We start from the raw sequence: 25,873 nt of genomic DNA, 5'->3' as shown, positions 1-25,873 counted from the left end.
GAAAAAGCCAGCGCACTGTCGCTGGCTTTTTTATGCTTATCTTCAAAGGTTCGGTATTTCCGAGCCATGTCTCATGAATAACCTGCTTTTTTCGAGCTATCATAGGCGATAATCTAACGCCTTTAATTTTCCCTTTGGAAAAGGATGCTTGTTCATGAACATTCAACTTAAAAAATTTCTCCATAGTGACGCAACGGGTGGCGTCGTACTGATCATCGCTGCGGCGTTGGCGATGGTTTTAGCAAATAACAGCGGTACGCAGCAAAGCTATCTCGACTTCCTCGCTATTCCGGTGGAGTTCCGTTTCGGCGATCTCGATATCAGCAAAAATTTACTGTTATGGATTAACGATGCGCTGATGGCACTGTTTTTCCTGATGGTTGGACTAGAAGTGAAGCGCGAATTAGTGATGGGCGCGCTAGCTAAACGTGAACAAGCCATTTTTCCGCTGATTGCAGCCCTGGGCGGCATGGTCGCACCAGCAATATTGTTTTTGCTATTCAATGGTGCAGATCCAGCCACACACAGCGGCTGGGCCATTCCTACCGCAACGGATATCGCTTTTGCTTTGGGTATTTTGGCGTTATTGGGCAGTCGCGTGCCGCCCGCGTTGAAAATATTCCTGATGGCGTTGGCAATCATTGACGATCTCGGCGCGATAGTCATCATTGCTCTGTTTTATACCTCCGATCTTTCCCTGGTATCCTTGAGCGTTGCCGCTGCAGCCATTGTTGTATTGGGGCTGATGAACCTGATGAATGTGCGTAATACCGGTCTCTATTTGATTGTAGGAATCGTGTTATGGACTGCAGTGTTGAAATCAGGGGTACATGCGACGCTGGCGGGTGTTGTGGTCGGCTTCCTGATTCCATTGGCTAAGAAGGATGGGCATTCTCCAGCCATTCACCTTGAGCATGCGCTGCATCCTTGGGTGCGTTGGCTGATTTTACCGCTGTTTGCTTTTGCTAATGCCGGTGTCTCGCTAGACGGTGTTTCATTCGGGCACCTGTTTTCACTGTTACCGCTGGGCATCGTGGCGGGATTACTGATCGGTAAGCCTTTGGGGATTACGCTGTTCTGTTGGCTGGCGGTAAAAACCGGCTTGGCCAAACTGCCTGAAAAAACTGATTTGAAAGACATCGCCGCAGTCGGTGTGCTGTGCGGCATCGGTTTTACGATGTCGATCTTTATCGCCTCGCTGGCGTATGGCGACCACAATGCAGAACTTATTACGCTCGCGAAGCTTGGCATCCTGATGGGCTCGATACTCTCTGCTGTCTTGGGTTATCTCATTCTGTGGCGTCGTCTGGCAAACCGTGCAGCGTAAAAGGTTGAGAAAGTAGGTATGCCGCACCTCAATTACAACCACCTTTATTATTTCTGGCATGTGTGCCGTGAAGGTTCAATCGTTGGTGCGTCAGAAGCACTCTTTCTGACACCGCAAACCATAACTGGCCAAATCAAGGCGCTCGAAGAGCGCCTGCAAGGCAAACTGTTCCGGCGGCAGGGAAGGGGATTAGTGCCGACTGAACTGGGGCAACTGGTTTTCCGCTATGCCGATCGCATGTTTATGCTGAGTCATGAAATGCTGGATATTGTTAATTACCGCAAAGAATCGCATCTGTTGTTTGATGTCGGGGTTGCGGATGCGTTGTCTAAACAGCTCGTCAGTAAAATATTAGAAGCGGCGGTGGTATCGGGTGAAAAGATTCATCTGCGCTGTTTTGAATCGACCCATGAAATGCTACTGGAGCAACTCAGCCAGCATAAGTTGGATATGATTGTATCGGATTGCTCGATTGATTCCACGCAGCAGGAAGGGCTGTTTTCGGTGAAGCTGGGCGAATGTCCGTTGAGCTTTTGGTGTACACAGCCGCTGCCAGAATTACCGTTCCCTGCGTGTCTGGAGACGCGTCAATTACTCATTCCAGGACGACGTTCAATGCCGGGCCGCAAGATTCTTAACTGGATTCATAGTCAGGGATTGCAGGTTGAAATTTTAGGCGAGTTTGATGATGCAGCACTGATGAAATCTTTCGGTACGCAGCAAAATGCCATTTTTGTTGCCCCGAGTCTGTACGGGCAAGATATCTATCAAAGCGATGGAATGTGTGAGCTGGGGAGGCTGGATTCAGTGATGGAGGAGTATCACGTTATTTTTGCCGAGCGGATGATTCAGCATCCGGCAGTGCAGCGTATCTGCCATCGCGATTTTAGTGAACTGTTTGCGCCACGATCAGCAGACGAAAAAAAACCGGCTTAGCGCCGGTTCTTTCAACAAAGCGATTAACAAAAGGCGATTAAGCCAGTTTGTTGATCTGAGCCGTTAAGTTTGCTTTATAACGGGCAGCTTTGTTTTTGTGGATCAGACCTTTAGCAGCCTGACGGTCCACGATTGGTTGCATTTCGTTGAATGCGTTCTGCGCAGCAGCTTTGTCGCCTGAAGCGATCGCCGCGTATACTTTCTTAACGAAGGTACGCATCATAGAGCGGCGGCTAGCGTTATGCTTACGGCGTTTCTCAGATGTTACGGCGCGTTTCTTAGCTGATTTGATATTAGCCAAGGTCCAACTCCCAAATGTGTTCTATATAGACAAATCAAAGGCCGAGGACTATGCCTTTCGAACCTAATTTTGTCAATGGATTTGTGCAAATAAGCGTCGCTTACATTCAACAGCGCGGACGACACTCGGTTACGTATTTGATGGCGCAAGATTCTACCAGCTTCCCCTCGCTGAATACAGTATTTCGCGACAAAATTCTTCTGTATCGCTCTGACAACAGGAAATGACCGCCATAAAGCAGGAAAGGCGTGCTGACGGGTTAACCTTCGCGGCTTTCGAGGGTATAATCCGCCGATTTCCATCGCGTTGAGTCAGCCATGAAGTTTATCCGCGGCATTCATAACATTAAAGAGCAGCATCGCGGCTGCGTTCTGACCATTGGTAATTTTGATGGCGTGCACCGCGGTCATCAGGCGCTGATGTCCCAGCTTCGCGAAGAGGGACGTAAACGTAATCTGCCGGTAATGGTGATGCTGTTTGAGCCACAGCCGCTGGAGCTGTTTGCTGGCGAAAAAGCCCCGGCCCGTTTAACGCGTCTGCGCGAAAAGCTGAAGTATCTGGCTGAAGCCGGTATTGATGAAGTGGTCTGCGTACGTTTTGATCGCCGCTTTGCGGCATTATCAGCCCAGAGTTTTATTGCTGAACTGCTGGTCGAAAAGCTCAATGTGAAGTTTCTCGCGGTCGGCGATGATTTCCGTTTTGGCGCTGGTCGTCTGGGTGATTTCCTGTTATTACAGAAAGCGGGTGCTGAATATGGCTTTGATGTAGTCAGCACGCAGACCTTTTGTGACGGCGGTAAGCGTATTAGCAGCACCGCTGTGCGTCAGGCGCTGGCCGATGATGATTTTGCGCTAGCGCAGTCATTGTTAGGCCATCCTTTCAGTATTTCAGGCCGCGTAGTGCATGGTGATGCACTGGGACGCACCCTTGGTTTTCCCACCGCGAACCTTCCTTTACGCCGCGCTGTCTCGCCGGTGAAAGGCGTTTTTGCGGTTGAGGTGCACGGCTTGACGCCGCAGCCGCTGCCGGGTGTGGCCAATATTGGTACGCGCCCAACGGTAAAAGGTTTGCGCCAGCAGCTTGAAGTTCACCTGCTTGACATCAATATGAATCTATATGGCCAGCACATTGATGTTGTGCTGAAGAAAAAATTACGAAACGAGCAGCGCTTTGCCTCACTGGAGGCGTTGAAAGAACAAATTGCGAAAGATGTGGTAACGGCCCGGCAGTTCTTTGGGCTTTAACCTGAGCGAAAAACGGAATCGAGAATCTGATGAGTGACTATAAATCTACCCTGAATTTGCCGGAAACGGGGTTCCCGATGCGTGGCGATCTGGCCAAGCGCGAACCGGGAATGCTGCAACGTTGGTATGATGACAACCTTTACGGCATCATCCGCGCAGCCAAAAAAGGGAAAAAAACCTTTATCCTGCACGATGGCCCTCCTTATGCGAACGGCAGCATTCATATTGGTCACTCAGTTAACAAGATTCTGAAAGACATTATCGTTAAGTCGAAAGGCATGGCGGGCTATGATTCGCCTTACGTTCCAGGCTGGGACTGCCACGGTTTGCCTATCGAGCATAAAGTCGAGCAGATGATTGGTAAGCCGGGTGAGAAAGTCACTGCAGCTGAATTTCGTGAAGCCTGCCGTAAATATGCTGCTGAGCAGGTAGAAGGTCAGAAAGCTGACTTTATCCGCTTAGGCGTATTAGGTGACTGGGATCGTCCATATCTGACGATGAATTTCCAGACCGAAGCCAATATCATTCGCGCGCTGAGCAAAATTATCGGCAATGGTCACCTACACAAAGGCGCTAAGCCGGTGCATTGGTGTATGGATTGCCGCTCAGCATTAGCGGAAGCGGAAGTTGAGTATTACGACAAAACCTCGCCATCTATTGATGTGATGTTTAACGCCATCGATGCGGATGCGGTGCGCAGTGCTTTCGGCGTATCACAGGTTAACGGCCCCATTTCTTTAGTGATCTGGACGACCACGCCTTGGACCATGCCGGCTAACCGTGCCATCTCATTGCACCCTGAATTCGAATATCAGCTGGTACAGATCGAAGGCCGTGCGCTGATCCTTGCCAAAGAGTTGGTCGAAAGCGTGCTCAAGCGTGCAGGTGTCAGCGAGTGGACTGTGCTGGGCGAATGCAAAGGTGCAGCCCTTGAGCTGCAAAAATTCCAGCATCCTTTCCTTGATATCCAATCCTTGGTGGTTTTAGGCGAGCACGTTACGCTCGAAGCAGGTACGGGTGCCGTTCACACTGCGCCAGGCCACGGCCCGGATGACTATGTCATCGGCCAGAAATATGGCATCGAAGTCGCTAACCCTGTTGGGCCAGATGGCGCTTTCCTGCCAGGTACTTATCCAACGCTGGATGGTATCAACGTCTTTAAAGCCAATGATGTGATCGTTGAGCTGCTGAAAGAGAAAGGGGCGCTGCTGCACGTTGAAAAACTGCTGCACAGCTATCCGCACTGCTGGCGCCACAAGACGCCGATCATCTTCCGTGCGACGCCGCAGTGGTTTATCAGCATGGATCAAAAAGGCCTGCGTGCGCAGTCGCTGAAAGAGATCAAAGGTGTGCAGTGGATCCCAGACTGGGGCCAGGCGCGCATTGAATCAATGGTCGCTAACCGTCCTGACTGGTGTATTTCACGTCAGCGTACGTGGGGCGTGCCGATGGCGCTGTTCGTTCATAATGAATCGGAGCAGTTGCACCCCGATACGCTTGAGCTGATGGAAAAAGTCGCCAAACGCGTTGAGCAAGATGGCATCCAGGCATGGTGGGATCTCGATCCGCGTGAGCTGATGGGCGATGACGCCGATCACTATCGTAAAGTGCCAGATACACTTGATGTCTGGTTTGACTCCGGTTCAACCAGCTATTCCGTGGTTGATGCGCGTTCAGAATTTGAGGGACACACGCCGGATCTCTACCTGGAAGGCTCAGACCAGCATCGCGGCTGGTTTATGTCATCCTTGATGATCTCCACGGCAATGAAAGGCAAAGCGCCTTATCGTCAGGTGCTTACCCATGGCTTCACCGTTGACGGCCAAGGCCGCAAAATGTCGAAATCCATCGGTAACACCGTATCGCCGCAAGATGTGATGAACAAACTGGGCGCTGATATCCTGCGTTTATGGGTCGCTTCTACTGACTACTCTGGCGAGATGGCCGTTTCTGACGAAATCCTTAAGCGTTCAGCTGATGCTTACCGTCGTATTCGTAACACCTCGCGTTTCCTGCTGGCGAACCTGAGTGGCTTTAATCCCGCCACCGATTTGGTAAAACCAGAAGATATGGTGGTGGTCGATCGCTGGGCTGTTGGTCGTGCGCAAGCCGCGCAGGCTGATATCGTTGCCTCTTACGAAAATTATGACTTCCATGAAGTGATTCAGCGCCTGATGCAGTTCTGCTCAGTAGAAATGGGTTCCTTCTATCTCGATATCATCAAAGATCGTCAGTATACCGCCAAAGGCGATAGCCTGGCGCGTCGCAGCTGCCAGACCGCGCTGTGGCATATTGTTGAGGCGTTGGTGCGCTGGATGGCACCTATCATGTCCTTCACCGCTGACGAAATTTGGGGTTACCTACCGGGCGATCGTGCGCAGTATGTCTTCACTGAAGAGTGGTATGACGGCCTGTTTGGTCTGGCAGAAAACGAAGCATTGAACGATGCCTACTGGAGCGAGCTGCTGAAAGTGCGCGGCGAAGTCAACAAGGTGATCGAACAGGCGCGTGGCGATAAACGCATCGGCGGCGCGCTGGAAGCCACGGTTACGCTGTATGCGGACCCTGAGCTGGCGGCTAAGCTGCAAGCATTGGGCAACGAACTGCGTTTTGTACTGCTGACGTCTGGCGCGCAGGTTGCAGATTACGCCTTGGCGAGTGACGAAGCGCAGCAAAGTGAGCTGTTGAAAGGTTTGAAAGTGGCACTGCATAAAGCGGAAGGCGAGAAATGCCCACGCTGCTGGCACTACACGACCGACGTTGGTCAAAATCCAGAGCACGCAGAAGTTTGTGGTCGCTGTTTCACCAACGTAGCCGGTAACGGTGAAGAGCGTAAGTTTGCCTGATGAGTAAACCTATTTTCTCTACCGGACTGCGCTGGCTATGGCTGGTGCTGATCGTCATCGTTGTCGACTTTGCCAGTAAGCAATGGGTGATGAACAACATGATGCTGCACGAGACGCAGCCACTGATGCCGTTCTTTAACCTGTTTTACGCCCACAATTACGGTGCGGCGTTTAGCTTTTTAGCCGATAAAGGCGGCTGGCAACGCTGGTTCTTTGCCGGTATTGCGATTGCAATCGTCGTGTCGCTGTTAGTGATGATGTATCGCAATCGCGCCAGCCAAAAAATCGCGAACATCGCTTACGCACTGATTGTGGGTGGCGCGGTGGGCAATCTGTTTGATCGTTCGTATCACGGCTTTGTGGTCGATTTTATCGACTTCTACGTCGGCAACTGGCATTTCGCTACGTTTAATATTGCTGATTGCGGCATCTGTATTGGTGCTGCGTTGGTGGTGCTGGAGGGCTTTTTCAGCCCAACCAGCAAACAGGCAAAACAGAAAGGGTAAGTCATGACTGAGTCTGTACAGCGCGAAAGCGCGGTGTTGGTGCATTTTACGCTGAAGCTGGAAGATGGCTCCACGGCGGAATCGACCCGTGCAAACGGCAAACCAGCGCTGTTTCGTCTGGGCGATAGCAGCCTTTCCGCTGCGCTGGAACAGGCGTTACTGGGATCAAAAGTGGGCGAGAAGCGTAACTTCACGTTGGCGCCTGAAGACGCATTTGGCAGCATCAGTCCCGATCTCATCCAGTATTTCTCGCGTCGCGATTTTATCGACGCAGGTGAACCTGAAGTCGGCGCTATCATGCTGTTTAGCGGCATGGGCGGAAGCGAAATGCCAGGCGTGATACGTGAGGTTTCCGGCGATTCTATCACCGTTGATTTCAACCATCCGCTGGCAGGCCATCGCGTTCAGTTTGATGTAGAAGTGCTGGAGATTGATCCGGTACTGGAGGCGAACGATGCAAATTCTGTTGGCTAATCCGCGCGGCTTCTGCGCTGGGGTTGATCGGGCAATCAGTATTGTTGAGCGTGCATTAGAAATGTACGGGGCGCCAATCTATGTACGCCACGAAGTGGTACATAACCGCTACGTGGTTAATAGCTTGCGCGAGCGCGGCGCGATCTTCATTGAAGAAATCAGTGAAGTGCCTGATAACGCAATTCTGATTTTTTCAGCGCACGGCGTTTCACAAGCTGTTCGCGCTGAAGCGAAAGCACGTAACCTGACCATGCTGTTTGACGCGACCTGTCCATTGGTTACCAAAGTGCATATGGAAGTGGCACGTGCCAGCCGTAAAGGCGTAGAAGCGATTCTGATTGGACATGCAGGCCATCCTGAAGTTGAAGGCACCATGGGCCAATACAGTAATCCCAATGGCGGCATGTATCTGGTCGAGTCGCCAGAAGACGTGTTCAAATTGTCAGTCAAAGATGAAAGCAATTTGAGCTTTATGACGCAAACCACGCTGTCAGTGGATGATACGTCTGACATCATTGATGCGCTGCGCCAACGCTTCCCCGCGATCATCGGCCCACGTAAAGATGACATCTGCTACGCCACCACTAATCGTCAGGAAGCGGTGCGCACGTTGGCTCGCGATGCTGCTGTGGTGTTAGTGGTGGGATCGAAAAACTCCTCTAACTCGAATCGTCTCGCAGAACTGGCGCAACGCGCAGGAAAGTTAGCGAAACTGATCGACTCCGCTGATGATATTCAGGAAGAGTGGGTTAAAGGCGTTGACTGCATTGGCGTGACGGCGGGTGCATCGGCACCCGATATTCTGGTACAGCAAGTTATTCAACGCCTGCGTGAGCTGGGCGGGGAAGCGGCGATCGAGTTGATTGGCCGTGAAGAGAATATCGTGTTTGAAGTGCCAAAAGAGCTGCGTGTTGATGTAAGAAACGTTCAGTAAAGCGATAATACTGAAAGAGATAAAAAGGCCGACTGAGTTCGGCCTTTTTTGTTTTTATCCGATTGAAAAAACGGCGGTTCCACTCAATGAGATTGCTTTTACTGATAATCGATCACGGCTGGCATAAAATTCTTATTATCCTGGATTAATAGTGGCGTGGTTGTTAACTCATCGTTAACCTGATTACGCTTTGCATGCATAGTTTTGTCTTAGGAATGAATAAATATGAAAAATATCCGCATTGCCATCGTCGGCGCGCCGGGTCGTATGGGGCGTAACCTGATTCAGGCAACTCAGCAGGCGGAAGACGTTGAACTGGGTGCTGCACTGGCCCGCTCGGGGTCATCTTTGATTGGCAGCGACGCTGGAGAATTAGCTGGCGTAGGTAAAACAGGGGTGCTTATCACCGCCGATCTTCTTAGTGTCATCGATGATTTTGACGTACTGATCGACTTTACCCGCCCAGAAGCAACGCTGGCTTATATGGCAATTTGTCGTGAGCATAAAAAGGCGATGGTGATTGGTACTACCGGTTTCGACGAAGCGGGCAAAGCGGCAATCCGCACTGCCGCAGAAGAGATTGGGATCGTGTTCGCAGCCAATTTCAGCGTTGGCGTCAACCTGGTGTTGAAGCTGCTTGAAAAAGCAGCGAAGGTCATGGGCGATTATGCGGATATCGAAATTGTGGAAGCGCACCATCGTCACAAAGTTGATGCGCCTTCTGGAACAGCGCTAGCGATGGGCGAAGCCATTGCTGATGCGATGAGCTGGAATCTGGATGAACATGCCGTGTATGCGCGTGAAGGCCATACCGGCGAACGCAAACCGCAAACCATTGGTTTCGCCACGGTGCGGGCAGGCGATATTGTCGGTGAGCATACGGCAATGTTTGCGGATATTGGCGAGCGTGTAGAGATAACGCACAAGGCTTCAAGCCGTATGACCTTTGCAAATGGCGCTGTTAAAGCGGCATTTTGGTTGAAGGGCAATAAATGTGGCCTTTATGACATGCGTGATGTGCTGGATTTGTCGATGTTGTGAGTGTTGTGAACCATCGTGATGTGGTTGTTTCAATCGGTAACTTATTGATTGAAGTAGGGCAGCTTTTTTGCTGCCCTTTATTTTATAAAAAATAAGAGCTTGGTTTAATAATCACTTCGAAATGCTTTTTTTTTGGATTTTGACTTAGGAAAAACCGCTAAAAATGCCAATTTTGACCAAATGGTCAAAAATAATAGTATAGCGGCTCCGTTTTGTAATTTTCATGCTCTGGCAATCGTTTAATTATCCGAGTTTTCCCCTCTTTTTACTGCTTATCCCCGTTTTAACATCCAGAAGCCTGAAAAGGGCAAAAAAATACGTTCATAGGGTAGACAAGCTTCAGGGCGATCATTAGAATGCGCGCAATTTGCCAAAAATCGATAATTCAGGCGGTTTTTGCATTGATTCAGGCAGCTATTATGAATTAATATGCAGATATTGTGACTGTTTATTCCCTGGAGGATGTTTTGATTAAGTCAGCGCTCTTGGTTCTGGAAGACGGAACCCAATTCCACGGTCGGGCCATCGGGGCAACGGGGTCGGCAGTGGGGGAAGTCGTTTTCAACACGTCAATGACTGGTTATCAAGAAATCCTCACTGATCCTTCCTATTCCCGCCAAATCGTTACCCTCACTTATCCCCATATCGGCAATGTTGGTGTTAATGCCGCCGATGAAGAATCCAGTCAAATCCACGCTCAAGGCCTTGTTATTCGCGATCTGCCGCTGATTACCAGCAACTTCCGTAGTGAAGAAAGCCTATCCGCTTATCTGCAGCGCAATAACATTGTTGGAATTGCCGATATCGATACCCGCAAACTGACTCGTTTGCTGCGTGAAAAAGGTGCGCAGAACGGCTGTATCATCGCGGGCGATAACCCGGATGCAGCACTCGCATTGCAAAAGGCGCAGGCGTTCCCGGGTTTGAAAGGCATGGATTTGGCGAAAGAAGTCTCGACCACCGAAAGCTACGCCTGGCAACAGGGAAGCTGGGCGTTAGAAGGCGGCCTGCCAGAACAAACAAAAGCAGAAGAGCTGCCTTATCACGTTGTTGCCTACGATTACGGTGTAAAGCGCAACATTTTGCGCATGCTCGTAGATCGCGGCTGCCGTCTGACAGTGGTGCCTGCGCAGACTTCAGCAGAAGACGTATTGAAACTGAATCCAGATGGCGTCTTCCTCTCGAACGGTCCTGGCGATCCAGAACCTTGTGACTATGCCATCAAGGCGATTCAGTCCTTCCTGCAAACGGAAATTCCGGTTTTCGGTATCTGTCTTGGTCATCAACTGTTGGCGCTGGCGAGCGGTGCTAAAACGGTGAAGATGAAGCTTGGTCACCATGGCGGCAACCATCCTGTTAAAGATTTCGATAATAATACCGTGATGATCACTGCGCAGAACCACGGTTTTGCTGTTGATGAAGCTGACCTGCCTGCCAACTTACGTGTTACGCACATCTCGCTGTTTGATAAAACCGTGCAGGGCATCCATCGCACCGACAAGCCTGCGTTCAGCTTCCAGGGACACCCAGAAGCCAGCCCGGGTCCGGGTGATGCAGCACCACTGTTTGACCACTTTATTGAATTGATTGACGCATTCCGTTCTAAAGCGAAGTAATCAGGAGCTAATCATGCCAAAACGTACAGACATAAAATCCATCCTGATTCTTGGCGCCGGTCCTATTGTGATTGGCCAGGCCTGCGAATTTGACTATTCCGGTGCGCAGGCGTGTAAAGCGCTGCGCGAAGAGGGTTACCGCGTCATTCTGGTGAACTCCAACCCGGCTACCATTATGACTGACCCGGAAATGGCTGATGCGACTTACATTGAGCCGATTCATTGGGAAGTGGTACGCAAAATCATTGAAAAAGAGCGCCCGGATGCCGTGCTGCCCACCATGGGTGGTCAGACAGCGCTGAATTGCGCGCTTGAACTGGAGCGTCATGGCGTACTGGAAGAGTTCGGTGTCACCATGATTGGTGCGACCGCCGACGCCATCGATAAAGCTGAAGACCGCCGTCGTTTTGACGTGGCGATGAAGAGTATTGGACTGGAAACCGCGCGTTCCGGCATCGCTCACAACATGGAAGAAGCGTTGGCAGTGGCTGCCGATGTCGGTTTCCCTTGCATTATTCGTCCTTCCTTTACCATGGGCGGCACCGGTGGCGGTATCGCTTACAATCGTGAAGAGTTCGAAGAAATTTGCGAACGCGGTCTCGATCTTTCACCCACCAATGAGCTGCTGATTGATGAATCGCTGATTGGTTGGAAAGAGTACGAGATGGAAGTGGTGCGTGATAAAAACGACAACTGCATCATCGTCTGCTCTATCGAAAACTTCGACGCAATGGGCATTCACACCGGTGACTCCATCACCGTCGCCCCTGCCCAGACGCTGACCGATAAAGAATATCAAATCATGCGTAACGCCTCGATGGCGGTACTGCGTGAGATTGGCGTAGAAACCGGTGGCTCGAATGTACAGTTCTCGGTAAACCCGAAGAATGGCCGTTTAATCATCATCGAAATGAACCCGCGCGTGTCACGTTCATCGGCGCTGGCGTCGAAAGCTACCGGCTTCCCGATTGCGAAAGTTGCCGCCAAACTGGCTGTGGGTTACACCCTTGATGAACTGATGAATGACATCACCGGTGGCTTAACACCTGCGTCATTCGAACCTTCTATCGACTACGTTGTGACCAAAATTCCTCGCTTCAATTTCGAGAAATTTGCCGGTGCTAACGATCGCCTGACCACGCAGATGAAATCGGTCGGTGAGGTGATGGCAATTGGCCGTACTTTCCAGGAATCAATGCAGAAAGCGCTGCGTGGTTTGGAAGTCGGTGTTAACGGTTTCGACCCAAAAGTCAGCCTTGATGATACAGAAGCGTTAACCCGCATCCGTCGTGAATTAAAAGACGCCGGTTCGGATCGTATCTGGTACATCGCTGATGCATTCCGTGCAGGTATGTCAGTGGATGGCGTTTTCAACCTGACCAATGTTGACCGCTGGTTCCTGGTGCAGATTGAAGAGTTAGTCCGTCTGGAAGAGCAGGTTGCACGCGAAGGGGTAAACAGTCTTGATGAAACGTTCCTGCGTGCTCTGAAGCGTAAAGGCTTTGCCGATGCACGTCTGGCGACGTTAGCGGGCGTGGCAGAAAGCGAAATCCGTAAACTGCGTGAGCAGTTCAACTTACATCCGGTTTACAAGCGCGTTGATACTTGCGCCGCAGAATTCTCAACTGATACCGCTTATATGTACTCAACTTACGAGGAAGAGTGCGAAGCCAATCCAAACCAGGATCGTGAGAAAATCATGGTGCTGGGCGGTGGTCCAAACCGTATCGGTCAAGGTATTGAGTTCGACTACTGCTGCGTCCACGCCTCTTTAGCGCTGCGTGAAGATGGTTACGAAACCATCATGGTGAACTGTAACCCTGAAACCGTATCAACGGATTATGACACCTCAGACCGCTTGTACTTCGAGCCGGTCACGCTGGAAGACGTGCTGGAAATTGTTCGCATCGAGAAGCCGAAAGGCGTAATCGTGCAATATGGTGGTCAAACTCCACTGAAACTGGCGCGTGCGCTGGAAGCGGCTGGCGTACCGGTAATTGGTACCAGTCCAGACGCCATTGACCGCGCAGAAGACCGCGAACGTTTCCAGCAAGCAGTAGAACGTTTGAACCTGAAGCAACCGGCTAACGCCACCGTGGCAACGCTGGAGCAGGCTGTCGAGAAAGCAGCTGGCATCGGTTATCCGCTGGTCGTCCGTCCATCCTATGTTTTGGGTGGTCGCGCAATGGAAATTGTCTATGACGAAGCTGACCTGAAGCGTTATTTCCAGACGGCGGTATCGGTCTCTAACGACGCGCCTGTATTGCTGGATCGCTTCCTTGATGATGCGGTAGAAGTTGACGTTGATGCGATTTGCGACGGCGAACGCGTGTTCATTGGCGGCATCATGGAGCACATCGAGCAGGCGGGCGTTCACTCTGGTGACTCCGCGTGCTCACTGCCAGCCTATACGCTGAATCAAGAGATTCAAAACGTGATGCGTCAGCAGGTCGAAAAGCTGGCCTTTGAACTGAAAGTACGTGGTTTGATGAACGTCCAGTTTGCCGTGAAAGACAACGAAGTCTATCTGATTGAAGTGAACCCACGTGCCGCACGTACTGTACCGTTCGTGTCAAAAGCGACCGGCGTACCGCTGGCGAAAGTGGCTGCTCGCGTGATGGCAGGCAAAACGCTGGCTGAGCAGGGCGTAACCAAAGAAGTGATTCCACCGTACTATTCAGTGAAAGAAGTGGTGTTGCCGTTCAACAAGTTCCAGGGCGTTGACCCGATTCTCGGTCCAGAAATGCGCTCAACCGGTGAAGTCATGGGTGTGGGCCGTACTTTTGCTGAAGCTTTCTCTAAAGCCATGCTGGGTGCGCAGAGCAACATGAAGAAAACCGGTCGTGCACTACTGTCGGTGCGTGAAGGCGATAAAAAACGTATCGTCGACCTGGCCGCGAAGCTGCAGAAGTTTGGTTTTGAACTGGACGCAACTCACGGCACTGCCGTGGTGTTGGGTGAAGCGGGTATCAACCCACGTCTGGTAAACAAGGTGCATGAAGGTCGTCCGCACATTCAGGATCGTTTAAAGAATGGCGAATACACCTACATCGTGAATACCACGGAAGGTCGCCAGGCGATTGAAGATTCCAAGTTAATCCGCCGCAGTGCACTGCAGTACAAAGTGCATTACGACACTACGCTGAACGGTGGTTTTGCTACCGCAATGTCGTTGAATGCCGATCCGACTGAGCAAGTGATTTCCGTGCAGGAAATGCACGCGCAAATTAAATAAGCATCACGTGTAAAAAACGGCTCCTTCGGGAGCCGTTTTTTTTACTTAAATATTTCGATTTATTTTAAATTATTCGAATGCAGACAGCGTATTTGTTGTTTGAAATATAACAATAAAGAAAAATATGTTCTAAGCTTTGATTATAAAAGTATCTGATTTGACTTAATTTTTAGCGAATAATGCGAATTATCCTACTCCGCACAAATCTATAAAGCAAAAGCTAGCTGTCTAAATAATTCACAATGTAATATTTCGTTCGCTCATTATTGGAGCGTTAACAGAGATATTAATAAAAAATGAAAATGCATAAATTTTCACTGAGTGCAGTGGCTGCACTGATGACCTTTTTACCGTTTGCCAGCCAGGCAGAAATCACGATTCTGAAACAAGATGTACAGGCAGGCGATCCGCTGAGCCGCCTGAATTTTGCCGTGGGCGGCAGCATCCGTGCTCAGGTCAATCACCAGACTGGCGTTAACGACTCATCTTACAAACGCGACGGCTTCGACGGCGGTACGCGCTTCCGTTTTGGTGCAGATTATTACCTGTTCGATGATGTGAGCTGGGTCAGTTATTACGAGCTGGGTGTGAACATTCCTAAGCTGTTTGACTGGGACGATCACTACGCTGACGGTGCAAACAACACCACTCGCCGCCAGCTCTATACCGGCCTGAAAAGCAAAACGTGGGGCCAGTTGACCTTTGGTCAGCAAAACAGCGTTTATTACGATGTGGTTGGCGCTAAAACTGACATCTGGGATTACGATATGCTCGCTCAGGCGCCAGGCAACGGCATTAGCGGCGACTATGACGGCTCTTACCGTTCCCGCAAGCAGTTGAAGTATAAAAACACCTTCGGCGCGCTCGATGTTTATGCTTCTTATCTGTTTAATGATAACGAGTATTTACCGGGCAACAGCCTGCGCTACAAGCGTAAAGGCGGCGGTTCGTTGGGTGTTGATTACCACATCACTGACGATCTGACTTGGGGCACCGCGTGGAACTACACGCATGCAACGATGCGTAACGCAGAGACGGGCGACAGCAAAGATTACGACCAGAATATCTTCGGTACCGCGTTGAGCTGGACGCCAGGTAACTGGACATTCTCTGCCGGCGGCGGCTGGTACGAAAACTTCATCCCGACCAAGCAAAGTAATGTGAACAACTATTTTGCTGATGATGCGTGGGGCATCGAATACTTTGCCGGTTACAAGATCCCGGTTAAGCAATATGGCCTGAAAGCTGTGCAGCCTTACGTGATGGGCGATCGTCTCGAGTACGTGAATGGTCGTGACTATCAGCGTATCGATAATGGCCTGGGCGTAACGCTGTTCCTCGACTACGGCTTCCGTGTTGACTACGAACACGTATTTACCTCAAGCACGGACAATCTGGGTGATATGAACCTGGTACGTTTACGCTACGATTTCTAAGCGAAAAAAATCAAAACGTAACGGCTCCTTTGGGAGCCGTTTTTTTTAAGAATGAGAGGGCGCGCGCAACGGATCGTCGCCAAAGCGATTTGGCCCTTCGCTACCTTTGAAGCAGAAGTAAATCAGCAGTAACAGCGTACCGATGAAAGGTAAAAGTATTAGCAGCAACCACCAGCCGGATCGGTCAAGATCGTGAAGGCGGCGAATTGAAACCGTGATGGAAGGAATCAATATCGCCAAAGAGTAGAGCGTTGAGAGTAACCCTTCATCAAGCCAAATATTGAAGCCTAAAACTGTATCAAGCACGGTTAAAACCACTGAAACGAGAATGTTCACTAAAACAAACAGCCAGTAAGTTTTGCGGCGGCAGCGACCCTGTATTACGCCATACTGCTTTAACGCAGAGAGATATTCATTCACAGCATATTTCCTTATTTTGCGTGATCAGTAGGTGCGACCTGGTAGGGTAAACCCAAGTGTATTCTATGCAGCTCTCTCTCCGACGTCACGGCCAGAAGCTGCAACCTTCTCCTTGTACTCGCTAACGGATCTTAACTGGCGGCTTGATTCAAAAGAACGCAAAAACACGGTTTAAAATTCTGTCCAGTAACAAAAATGCGGCGGCAAAAAAGCTTTACGCAAATAGACCCTTATCGCTATCGACGAAAGTTTCGCCTTTACGTATGATGGCGCCAATTTTTTCCAGTGAGTCTTTTAACATGATTAGTCTTATCGCGGCATTAGCAGCTGATCGCATTATCGGTATGGAAAACGCCATGCCGTGGGACCTGCCTGCGGATTTGGCTTGGTTTAAGCGTAATACCTTGAAAAAGCCGGTTATTATGGGTCGCCTGACGTTTGAGTCTATTGGCCGACCGTTACCGGGACGTTTGAATATCGTTGTGAGCAGCAAGCCGGGTGACGCAGAAGGCGTGACGTGGGTAACATCTCTGGAGGAGGCCGTTCAGGCTGCCGGTGATGCAGAAGAGATCATGGTGATTGGTGGCGGTCGTGTATACGAGCAGATGCTGAACCGTGCCGATCGTCTTTACCTGACCCATATCGACGCTGAAGTTGAAGGTGACACGCAGTTCCCGGATTACGAGCCGGACGAATGGCAATCTACGTTCAGCGAATTCCATGATGCTGACGAGCAGAACTCACACAGCTACTGCTTTGAGATTCTTGACCGTCGTCGTTAATTTCTCTTGAAAAAAACGCCTTGGCGGTGAAGACAAGGCGTTTTTTTATGTCCGTTTTAACGGCAGAAAGTTAGCTTGCTGACTGTTGTGAAGAAGCCGTTTCAGGTAGCGCATCCTTTCGATTCGAGGCTTGAACGTAATAACGCTGTTCTTCCCAGTGCAGCAGAGTGAGATTGCCACCCCAGCAGCAGCCTGTATCTAATCCAATAACCCCTTCGGGTGTGCCTTTACCTTCCAGCGATGCCCAATGGCCGAACACAATGGTGTAATCACGGGCAACCGGGCCTTGAATGTTAAACCACGGCTTCAGCGGCGGTAGGGCAGATTCTGGCGAATCTTTGCAGATCATATCCAGCTGACCATTCGGAAAACAGTAGCGCATACGGGTTAGTGCATTGGTGCTAAAACGTAGTCTCGCCAGTCCAGTAAGCTCTTCGCTCCAGTTGTTAGGCATGTCGCCATACATCGCGTCCAGAAACAGCGGATAACTGTCGCTGGCGAGCACCGCTTCCACTTCACGCGCGCATTTCTTTGCGGTTTCGATGTCCCATTGCGGCGTGATGCCTGCATGGCCCATGACCAACTTTTTTTCTTCATCAACTTGCAGCATTGGCTGGCGGCGCAACCAGTTGATCAAGATATCAGCGTCGTCAGCTTCAAGCAGGGGAGTGAGGCGATCTTTAGGCTTATTGCGGCTGATTCCCGCATAGACCGCCAACAGATGGAGATCGTGATTACCCAACACTAACCGTACGCAATCACCCAGCGACTTGACGTAACGGAGGACATCGAGTGAGCCAGGGCCGCGCGCAACTAAATCACCGGTCAACCACAAGGTATCTTGCTCAGGATTGAAATCGACCTGCTTCAGCAGTGCACGTAACTCGTCGTAACAACCGTGGACGTCGCCAATCAGGTAAGTGCTCATAGAGTTTTATCCGAAATAAAATCATTCGCCCGGCAGAACCGGGCGAAGTGAAAGCATATCAATGAATGTGAGTTTGAATCGCGAGGCGGAATACCGGGATGTCAACGTGAAACGCATCGCCCTGTTCGTCGACCATCACGTAATGGCCCTGCATGGTGCCCATCGACGTTTCCAGCACCGCGCCGCTGGTGTATTGATATTCACCACCCGGTGCAATGTGTGGCTGTTCACCAATCACGCCTTCACCCTGAACTTCGGTTTCACGACCATTACCATTGGTGATTAACCAATAACGACCCAGCAATTGTACGGAAGAACGGCCCATATTGCGGATGGTAACCGTGTAAGCAAAGACGTAACGCTCATCATCCGGGGAAGATTGTGATTCCACATACAGGCTTTGCACATGGACATGCACGCGGGCCGTTTCACTCATGACTACTCCTGCGCTTCATCCTGATGTTTCGCCAGCCAGTTTGCTAACTGGCAATACTGCGCGACCGAAACGTTTTCAGCACGCAATGTCGGGTCGATAGAGAGTTCTTCTAGTGCACCCGCCGCCACCATATGATTGAGGCTATTACGCAGCGTCTTACGGCGCTTACCAAACGCTTCGGTAGTAATGCGGCTCAGTAAACGCACGTCACTAACCGGATGCTGCGGCTCAGTATACGGAACTAAACGCACGACGGCAGAATCCACTTTAGGCGCCGGCGTAAACGATTCTGGCGGCACTTCAAGTACTGGAATGATCTGGCAATAATATTGCGCCATAACGCTCAGGCGACCATACGCTTTACTGCCCGGACCCGCGACTAAACGGTTCACCACTTCTTTTTGCAACATGAAGTGCATGTCTTTAATCGAACCAGTATAGCTGAAAAGGTGAAACATCAGCGGAGTCGAAATATTGTACGGCAAGTTGCCAAACACGCGCAGCGGCTGACCTCTTTCTTCTGCCAGCGCGGCAAAGTCGAATTTCATGGCATCTTGCTGAAAAATGGTCAGCTTCGGCCCAAGAAAGGGATGAGTCTGCAGACGTGCAGCCAGATCGCGATCCAACTCCACAACCGTCAAGCTATCGAGACGTTCGCCTACTGGCTCGGTTAATGCACCCAAGCCGGGCCCGATTTCCACCAGCGCCTGATCGCGCTGCGGATGAATAGCGGAGACAATGCTCTCGATAATGTACTGATCGTTCAGGAAGTTCTGCCCGAAACGTTTACGGGCGAAGTGCCCCTGATGGACGCGATTATTCATTACTGCTCTTGATCATAGTGATGGCGAGGTTAAGCGCCGTGATGAAGCTGCCCGGTTCTGCCTGTCCCAGCCCGGCTAACTCTAGCGCGGTGCCGTGATCGACTGAAGTCCGGATAAAGGGCAAACCGAGAGTGATATTCACCGCACGACCAAACCCCTGAAATTTTAGCACCGGTAGACCTTGATCGTGATACATCGCCAGCACCGCATCCGCATTTTGCAGATATTTTGGCTGGAACAAGGTATCTGCGGGCAGAGGACCGGTAAGCTGCATGCCCCGCTGGCGTAATTCGTTGAGAGCAGGAATGATCGTATCGATCTCTTCCCGTCCCATATGGCCTCCTTCGCCCGCATGCGGGTTTAGGCCACAGACGAAAATATGCGGCTGGGCAATCGCAAATTTTTGCTGCAAATCGTGATGCAAAATGGTGATGACTTCGTGCAGGCTGTCACGGGTAATGGCAGCTGAGACATCTTTTAGCGGCAAATGCGTGGTGGCTAAGGCAACGCGCAACTCTTCCGTCGCTAACATCATTACAACGCGATGACTCCCCGCGCGATCGGCGAAGAATTCGGTGTGACCGGTAAAAGCAATACCAGCGTCGTTAATCACACCTTTGTGCACCGGGCCAGTGATCAACGCGGCAAACTCACCCTTCAGACACCCATCGCAAGCGCGCGCCAGCGTAGCCAGTACATATTCGCTATTGGCAACACATAACTCGCCGGGTTTAACCGGCTGTGGCGTTTCAATCGGTAGCACGGTTAGCGTGCCGGCCTGCTGCGGTTGTGCCGCAACGCCAGGCTGGTAATCACGCAAGGTCAGCGGCAGCCCAAGCTGGGCGGCACGCTGACGCAGTAAATCGGGCGAGGCGCACACCACCAATTCAACCGGCCAGTTTTGCTGGGCCAGTTGAATGGTGAGGTCAGGACCAATCCCGGCGGGTTCGCCGGGAGTAATCGCTACACGGAAATTACTGAGCATTGTTGTCCAAAATCTTCACGTAAGCACCGGCGCGTTGTTCCTGCATCCAGGTTTGTGCTTCTTCAGCAAATTTACGGTTGAACAGCAGACGGTAAGCACGCTCTTTCTGGGCCGCATCGGTTTTATCAACCTGTCGCGTGTCCAGCAACTGAATCAAGTGCCAGCCGAACGAGGAGTGAACCGGTTGGCTGGTCTGGCCTTTTTGCAGGCGCAGCAACGCATCGCGGAACGCAGGATCGAACGCTTCTGGCGAACTCCAGCCCAAGTCGCCGCCCTGGTTCGCAGAACCCGGATCGTCAGAGAACTGTTTCGCTGCAGCAGCAAAAGTGGTTTTACCACTGCTGATATCGGAAGCAATCTGTTGCAGCTTGGCGCGTGCTTGATCCTCTGTGAGGATCGGAGACGGTTTTAGCAGGATGTGGCGTGCATGCACTTCCGTCACAGAGATATTTTTGCTCTCGCCACGCAGGTCATTCACTTTCAGGATATGGAAGCCCACACCGGAACGAATCGGACCCACGATATCGCCTTTCTTGGCGGTAGCCAGCGCCTGAGCAAACAGGGTCGGTAACTCTTCAATTTTACCCCAACCCATGTTGCCGCCTTTCAGCGCCTGTGAATCTGCGGAGTAGGTTACTGCCATTTTGCCGAAGTCAGCACCGCTTTTCAGCTCGCCCACCAGCTGTTTCGCCAGCGTTTCTTGATCATCAACCTGCTGCTGCGTCGGGTTTTCTGATAATGGCAGCAGAATATGGCTGACGTTCAGCTCGGTGCCTTGGGTATTTTGCGAGGCGATTTGCGTCGACAGCGTGTCCACTTCCTGAGGCAAAATCGTTACGCGACGGCGCACTTCATTGTTACGCACTTCGGTGATCAGCATCTCTTTGCGGATTTGCGCACGGTAAGTGTTGTAGTTCATACCATCATAAGCCAGGCGGCTACGCAGCTGATCGACACTCATCTTGTTCTGACTGGCAATATTTTGAATCGCCTGATCCAACTGCTGATCGGTGATCTGCAGGCCAGCTTTTTCACCCATTTGCAGCAGAATGTTGTCCATGATCTGACGCTCAAGAATCTGATGGCGCAACGTTTTATCGTCTGGCAATTGCTGACTCGCCTGCTGCGCCTGAGATTTGACCGTGCTCATCATGCTATCCACGTCACTCTCAAGAACTACGCCGTTATTGACCACGGCTGCAACTTTATCAACCACTTGTGGTGCTGCGAACGCGGTGTTGGCAGTTATCGCCACACCAAGAATCAGCATTCTCCAGTTCTTCATACTTTATCCATTGTTGTTTCCGCACTGCGGGATTGCCTGTCAAACATCACAACATCAAAAAGCGCGCTGGTAAGGGATGATGCCCTGACGCAACATTTGGTTGGTTCCTAAGCCATAGTTGGAACTCAAACCACGCAGCTCTATGTTGAATGAGATTTGGTTGTCGTACTTGCTGTCGTTGTTTTCCCAACCGTTGATTTTGCGCTCGTAACCCAGGCGAATAGCATAACAGCATGAGCTGTATTGCAGGCCAACCAGCTGTGATGCCGGTTTACTGTTGCGCGTGTCATAGTAATAAGCACCTACCACAGACCATGCATCAGCAATCGGCCAACTGCCGGTTGCACCGACCTGAGAAATCCCGTTTTTGTAGATCGGGTTGGTAATCAGGTTGGCATTGTTCAACGCGCTTGCGACGTATTCCGGGCTGCTGTAGCGGTAGCTCAGCTGCACCATACGATCGGCATCACGGCGATATTCCAGCACCGCATTCCCCTGAGAGACGTTATCCAGGCGAGTATCATATTGCACCCCGCCGCGAACGCCCCAACGATCGCTAACCTTCCAGTATGTATCACCTGCCCAAATCAGGCTGCCGGTGTCATCTTCTTCACTGGTTTGATTAACGCCAGTGCGTGAAGGGGTAAACGAGTAGATTTGACCTACGGAAGCGTTAAAACGTTCAACCAGATCGTTATCATAAATACGCGTCGTCACACCGGTTGCTACTTCATTGGCTGAAGCGATGCGATCCAAGCCGCTGTAAGTGCGGTCGCGGAACAAACCGGTATAGTCGGTTTGTAGCAGCGTGGAGTCGTACGGATAGATATCGCTTTGGTCGCGGTAAGGGATATAAAGGTACTGAACGCGCGGTTCCAGCGTTTGGGTATAGCCTTCCGCCCAATTCATATCGCGGTCAAACACCAGACGACCATCGACTTTCAATTGTGGCATGGTGCGGTTGACGGATTCTTTCAACTGATTGACGCGAGTGGTATCAATCGAGTTGTTGTAGTAATCGACATCTTTCTGCTGATAGTGCGTCGCAAGGAATTTCGCTTCAGTATCAAGACTTGCCCAACCATTAGACAGCGGCAGATCCAGCGTCGGCTCAATATGCAGGCGCGTAGCTTCGGGATAGCGATCGCTGACGTTGGTAAACTTCACCGCTTGCGCATAAATACGCCCATCAAACGGACCCATATCATTTTGATAGAAATTGAGATCCAACTGCGGCATTGCGCGGTAGACGTTGTTGCTGTTGGTGTTACCGAAGACCTGGAAGTCTTTGGTCGACAGCGTCGCATCCCAGTTGGTATCCGCATAACCCGCACTGAATTTTTGCGTGGCGTAACCGTCGGTTGAGCTGTAGTACGTCGAGTCGAGATCGTTGAAGTAGTACTGATCGCTGACTTTGGTGTAGTTGGCATTGAAGCGCCAATGCTGATCGTAAACACCAGAATGACGCCAGTAGAACAGCCAGCGGTCTGAACTGTCATTTTGCGCGATGCCGCGTACCGCTTTGTCGTTATTGTATTGATCGTCTGAAGCCAGATAATCAAACTCAACCAAGCCTGCGCCCGCCTGCGTCAAATAACGGAATTCGTTCTGCAATTGCAGGCCGCGCTTGCTCATATAGTGCGGCGTGATGGTGGCATCCGCTTGCGGCGCGATGTTCCAGTAATAAGGCAGAATAAATTCAAAGCCGTTGCTGCTGCCGTATTTTGCGTTAGGGATCAGGAAGCCGGAGCGGCGACGATCGCCAATCGGCAATTGCAAATAAGGGCTGTAGAAAACCGGCACGGAACCCAGCTTAAAGCGGGCATTCCAAATCTCAGCCACTTCTTCTTCACGGTCCTGAATCACTTCAGAACCGACCACGCTCCAGCTGTTTGAGCCAGGCAAGCAAGAGGTAAAGCTGCCATTTTCTAAAATGGTGTAACGGTTATTACCGCGCAGTTTCATTTGATCGGCGGTGCCGCGGCCCTGACGTCCCACCATTTGGTAGTCGCCATTCCAGACATTGGTGTCTTTGCTGTTCAGATTCGACCAAGCTTTCGGACCTTTCAGGATGACCTGATTATCGTCGTAGTGCACATTACCCAAGGCATCGACGGTACGCACCGGTGTGGTTTGTCCATCTTGCTGGCGTTGATGAAGTTGCACTTCATCCGATTGCAGTCGGCCATTGCCTTGTTCAATGTTCACATTGCCAGTGAATACCGCGTCGTCAGGATAATTACCCTTGGCAGAATCCGACTTGATGGTCACAGGCAGCTCATTGGTGGTGCCTGTCACCAAAGGACGGTTATAGCTCGGCACGCCTAACATACACTGCGACATCAAATCGTCGGCGAGGGCATGCTGACTGGTAAGGGCTGCACCAATCAAGGTGGCCAGCAGGGTAGGTATACGTTTTTTCATACGCGGTATCGAGAATTCCATGAAAACTGGCATCATGCCGACAATCCGGTCAGAGACTAACTTACTGCCCGGCGTTGCGCCAGTGTTAATCCGTGTCTGCCCGCGTTGCCGTTAGGCGCTGAGATAAATGACAGGTATGATAATGCAATTTTCAGCCGCAAGCATGGCGAATTGAGGAGTTTATGCGCTACTGGGGAAAAGTTGTGGGTCTGCTATTAGGATTGATTTCCGGTGCAGGCTTTTGGGGCATTGTGATCGGTTTGATCATTGGCCACATGATAGATAAAGTTCGCGGTGCTCAGGGCAAGGCTTACTTCTCAAATAATCAAACGCGTCAAACGCTGTTCTTCAGTACCACTTTTCAGGTAATGGGCCATTTAACCAAGTCAAAAGGGCGCGTGACCGAAGCCGATATTCAGATTGCTTCTTTATTAATGGAGCGCATGCAGCTTCATGGCGAATCGCGTACCGCTGCGCAACGCGCCTTTCGCGAAGGCAAGCAGGGCGACTATCCGCTGCGCAGTAAGCTGCGTGAGTTCCGCAGCGCCTGTTTTGGCCGCTTCGATCTGATTCGGATGTTTCTGGAAATACAAATTCAGGCGGCGTTTGCTGATGGATCGCTGCATCCCAACGAGCGCCAGGTGCTGTATGTCATTGCAGAAGAACTGGGTATTTCCCGCACTCAGTTTGATCAGTTCCTTCGTATGATGGAAGGCGGTCAGCAATTTGGTGGTGGGCAAGGCTCTTCTTACGGCGGTTTTCAGCAGCAGCGCGGTCCGACTCTGGAAGATGCGTGCAGTGTGTTAGGCGTTAAGAGCAGTGATGATATCACCATCATCAAGCGTGCCTATCGCAAGTTAATGAGTGAACACCATCCTGACAAACTGGTGGCGAAAGGTTTACCGCCAGAAATGATGGAGATGGCGAAGCAGAAAGCGCAGGAAATCCAGGCGGCTTATGATTTGATTCGTAAGGAAAAGGGTTTTAAGTAGTCGTTGTGTTCTCGCCTTAATTCTCTTAAGTGCGAGGTAATTTGTCCCCCACCTCAATCCTCCCCCACACGTGGGGGAGGAAGATGCTGCTTTATGTGAGTATTAAAGTTGCATGTGGCAGCATCTCCTTCCCCCGCAAGCGGGGGAAGGTTGGGATGGGGGACAGCGCGCAGAGGCCAACACAGCGCGCAGAAGTCAGCGAATCCGCAAAAGGTTAAAAATCCGCCGGCTGGCGAAACGTCATTGCGTTACCAAATTTTGGATGCGTAATGGTCAGTGATTCCGCATGCAGCAGCAGTCTTGGTGCCATCGCTTTGGCTTCCGGGTGCGCATAGAAGTTATCCCCCAGAATCGGATGTCCCAGCGCCAGCATATGTACACGCAGCTGGTGCGAACGTCCGGTAATCGGCTTCAGCGAAACGCGCGCGCTGTTATTAGCGAAATACTCCACCACCTGATATTCGGTTTGCGCAGATTTGCCGGTTTCAAAACAGACCTTCTGCATCGGACGATTAGGCCAGTCGCAAATCAGCGGCAAATCCACTAAACCTTTCTCTTCCGTTGGATGTCCCCACACGCAAGCTACATAGGTTTTCGACGGCTCGCGTTCGCGAAACTGACGCTTCAATTCGCGTTCAGCCGCTTTGGTCAAGGCCACCACAATCACGCCGCTGGTGGCCATGTCGAGACGATGTACCGATTCTGCCTGCGGGAAGTCACGCTGAATGCGCGTCATTACGCTGTCTTTGTGCTCTTCCAGCCGACCGGGCACGGAAAGCAGGCCGCTGGGTTTATTCACCACCATAATGTGATCATCCTGATAAAGGATGTGCAGCCACGGCTCAAGCGGTGGATTGTAAGGTTCCATGCTATTTTCCAAAAAAAGGGGCCGCGCGGCCCC

The 25,873-nt window shown here is 51.1% G+C and carries 22 protein-coding genes; 13 read left to right on the top strand and 9 right to left on the bottom strand.

The genetic code is table 11. The features are described 5' to 3' along the window. The first annotated feature begins 154 nt into the window (after positions 1 to 154). On the top strand, positions 155 to 1,327 hold the full coding sequence (gene nhaA / locus MUG06_RS11020) for a Na+/H+ antiporter NhaA (RefSeq protein ID WP_243078625.1): 1,173 nt from the start codon (positions 155 to 157) through the stop codon (positions 1,325 to 1,327). 18 nt (positions 1,328 to 1,345) lie between these two features. After that, complete coding sequence (gene nhaR / locus MUG06_RS11015; RefSeq protein ID WP_243078624.1) at positions 1,346 to 2,263, top strand: transcriptional activator NhaR; 918 nt, start codon at positions 1,346 to 1,348, stop codon at positions 2,261 to 2,263. A 37-nt stretch (positions 2,264 to 2,300) separates the two neighbouring features. On the opposite strand, the gene rpsT is transcribed toward nhaR, so the two are convergent. Further along, positions 2,301 to 2,564 carry a 30S ribosomal protein S20 gene (gene rpsT, locus MUG06_RS11010; RefSeq protein WP_006117633.1) on the bottom strand — a complete coding sequence of 88 codons (264 nt, stop codon included), beginning with the start codon at positions 2,562 to 2,564 and terminating at the stop codon, positions 2,301 to 2,303. Between the two features lie 317 nt (positions 2,565 to 2,881). Between rpsT and ribF the strand changes: the two genes are divergently transcribed. The 9 genes from ribF to MUG06_RS10965 all read left to right on the top strand — a co-directional run bounded on the left by ribF (position 2,882) and on the right by MUG06_RS10965 (position 15,896). Continuing rightward, the gene (gene ribF / locus MUG06_RS11005) at positions 2,882 to 3,808 is read left to right on the top strand and encodes a bifunctional riboflavin kinase/FAD synthetase (protein WP_215847669.1); all 927 of its coding nucleotides are present in this window, start codon (positions 2,882 to 2,884) and stop codon (positions 3,806 to 3,808) included. A 29-nt stretch (positions 3,809 to 3,837) separates the two neighbouring features. Continuing rightward, positions 3,838 to 6,654, top strand: coding sequence for an isoleucine--tRNA ligase (gene ileS / locus MUG06_RS11000; protein WP_243078623.1), 2,817 nt, complete (start codon positions 3,838 to 3,840; stop codon positions 6,652 to 6,654). Continuing rightward, positions 6,654 to 7,160 carry a signal peptidase II gene (gene lspA, locus MUG06_RS10995; RefSeq protein WP_243078622.1) on the top strand — a complete coding sequence of 169 codons (507 nt, stop codon included), beginning with the start codon at positions 6,654 to 6,656 and terminating at the stop codon, positions 7,158 to 7,160. The genes ileS and lspA overlap by 1 nt, the downstream gene beginning before the upstream one ends. Before the next feature lie 3 nt (positions 7,161 to 7,163). Next, positions 7,164 to 7,634 carry an FKBP-type peptidyl-prolyl cis-trans isomerase gene (gene fkpB / locus MUG06_RS10990; RefSeq protein ID WP_215847668.1) on the top strand — a complete coding sequence of 157 codons (471 nt, stop codon included), beginning with the start codon at positions 7,164 to 7,166 and terminating at the stop codon, positions 7,632 to 7,634. Then, a complete protein-coding gene (gene ispH / locus MUG06_RS10985; RefSeq protein WP_215847667.1) occupies positions 7,615 to 8,568 on the top strand; it encodes a 4-hydroxy-3-methylbut-2-enyl diphosphate reductase in 954 nt (317 codons plus the stop codon). The genes fkpB and ispH overlap by 20 nt, the downstream gene beginning before the upstream one ends. Positions 8,569 to 8,793: 225 nt before the next feature. Further along, entirely contained in the window at positions 8,794 to 9,609 is an 816-nt protein-coding gene (dapB, locus tag MUG06_RS10980; protein ID WP_243078621.1) for a 4-hydroxy-tetrahydrodipicolinate reductase, read from the top strand. Between the two features lie 467 nt (positions 9,610 to 10,076). Further along, positions 10,077 to 11,225: a glutamine-hydrolyzing carbamoyl-phosphate synthase small subunit gene (gene carA, locus MUG06_RS10975; RefSeq protein ID WP_243078620.1), complete on the top strand. Its 1,149-nt coding sequence runs from the start codon at positions 10,077 to 10,079 to the stop codon at positions 11,223 to 11,225. Between the two features lie 13 nt (positions 11,226 to 11,238). After that, complete coding sequence (gene carB, locus MUG06_RS10970; RefSeq protein WP_215847664.1) at positions 11,239 to 14,460, top strand: carbamoyl-phosphate synthase large subunit; 3,222 nt, start codon at positions 11,239 to 11,241, stop codon at positions 14,458 to 14,460. Positions 14,461 to 14,756: 296 nt separating this feature from the next. Further along, positions 14,757 to 15,896, top strand: coding sequence for a porin (locus MUG06_RS10965; RefSeq protein ID WP_215847663.1), 1,140 nt, complete (start codon positions 14,757 to 14,759; stop codon positions 15,894 to 15,896). A gap of 45 nt (positions 15,897 to 15,941) precedes the next feature. Here the strand turns inward: MUG06_RS10965 and MUG06_RS10960 are convergent, their stop codons facing one another. Then, positions 15,942 to 16,316: a DUF805 domain-containing protein gene (locus MUG06_RS10960; RefSeq protein ID WP_243078619.1), complete on the bottom strand. Its 375-nt coding sequence runs from the start codon at positions 16,314 to 16,316 to the stop codon at positions 15,942 to 15,944. A gap of 299 nt (positions 16,317 to 16,615) precedes the next feature. Here MUG06_RS10960 and folA point away from each other — a divergent pair, with 299 nt between their 5' ends. Next, positions 16,616 to 17,098 (top strand): type 3 dihydrofolate reductase, encoded by a 483-nt coding sequence (gene folA, locus MUG06_RS10955; RefSeq protein ID WP_215847661.1) that lies wholly within the window; start codon positions 16,616 to 16,618, stop codon positions 17,096 to 17,098. Positions 17,099 to 17,168: 70 nt separating this feature from the next. Here the strand turns inward: folA and apaH are convergent, their stop codons facing one another. Genes apaH through lptD form a run of 6 tightly spaced genes read right to left on the bottom strand, consistent with a single transcriptional unit; the run spans position 17,169 to position 24,016 of the window. Then, positions 17,169 to 18,026 (bottom strand): bis(5'-nucleosyl)-tetraphosphatase (symmetrical) ApaH, encoded by an 858-nt coding sequence (apaH, locus tag MUG06_RS10950; protein ID WP_243078618.1) that lies wholly within the window; start codon positions 18,024 to 18,026, stop codon positions 17,169 to 17,171. A gap of 58 nt (positions 18,027 to 18,084) precedes the next feature. After that, a complete protein-coding gene (apaG, locus tag MUG06_RS10945; protein ID WP_215847660.1) occupies positions 18,085 to 18,462 on the bottom strand; it encodes a Co2+/Mg2+ efflux protein ApaG in 378 nt (125 codons plus the stop codon). Positions 18,463 to 18,464: 2 nt separating this feature from the next. Beyond that, positions 18,465 to 19,286: a 16S rRNA (adenine(1518)-N(6)/adenine(1519)-N(6))-dimethyltransferase RsmA gene (gene rsmA / locus MUG06_RS10940; protein ID WP_243078617.1), complete on the bottom strand. Its 822-nt coding sequence runs from the start codon at positions 19,284 to 19,286 to the stop codon at positions 18,465 to 18,467. Beyond that, positions 19,279 to 20,271, bottom strand: coding sequence for a 4-hydroxythreonine-4-phosphate dehydrogenase PdxA (gene pdxA / locus MUG06_RS10935; protein WP_215847658.1), 993 nt, complete (start codon positions 20,269 to 20,271; stop codon positions 19,279 to 19,281). The genes rsmA and pdxA overlap by 8 nt, the downstream gene beginning before the upstream one ends. Then, positions 20,261 to 21,556 (bottom strand): peptidylprolyl isomerase SurA, encoded by a 1,296-nt coding sequence (surA, locus tag MUG06_RS10930; RefSeq protein WP_243078616.1) that lies wholly within the window; start codon positions 21,554 to 21,556, stop codon positions 20,261 to 20,263. Before surA ends, pdxA begins: the two co-directional genes overlap by 11 nt. Positions 21,557 to 21,610: 54 nt before the next feature. Next, positions 21,611 to 24,016: an LPS assembly protein LptD gene (lptD, locus tag MUG06_RS10925; protein ID WP_215847656.1), complete on the bottom strand. Its 2,406-nt coding sequence runs from the start codon at positions 24,014 to 24,016 to the stop codon at positions 21,611 to 21,613. A gap of 146 nt (positions 24,017 to 24,162) precedes the next feature. Here lptD and djlA point away from each other — a divergent pair, with 146 nt between their 5' ends. After that, positions 24,163 to 24,972 (top strand): co-chaperone DjlA, encoded by an 810-nt coding sequence (gene djlA / locus MUG06_RS10920; RefSeq protein WP_215847655.1) that lies wholly within the window; start codon positions 24,163 to 24,165, stop codon positions 24,970 to 24,972. Between the two features lie 214 nt (positions 24,973 to 25,186). On the opposite strand, the gene rluA is transcribed toward djlA, so the two are convergent. Further along, a complete protein-coding gene (rluA, locus tag MUG06_RS10915; protein WP_243078615.1) occupies positions 25,187 to 25,840 on the bottom strand; it encodes a bifunctional tRNA pseudouridine(32) synthase/23S rRNA pseudouridine(746) synthase RluA in 654 nt (217 codons plus the stop codon). Between the last annotated feature and the right edge of the window lie 33 nt (positions 25,841 to 25,873).

This window comes from Pantoea sp. MQR6 (assembly GCF_022761075.1).
GTDB classification, from domain to species: domain Bacteria; phylum Pseudomonadota; class Gammaproteobacteria; order Enterobacterales; family Enterobacteriaceae; genus Pantoea; species Pantoea phytostimulans.
This window is presented reverse-complemented; position numbering and strand designations above follow the sequence as displayed.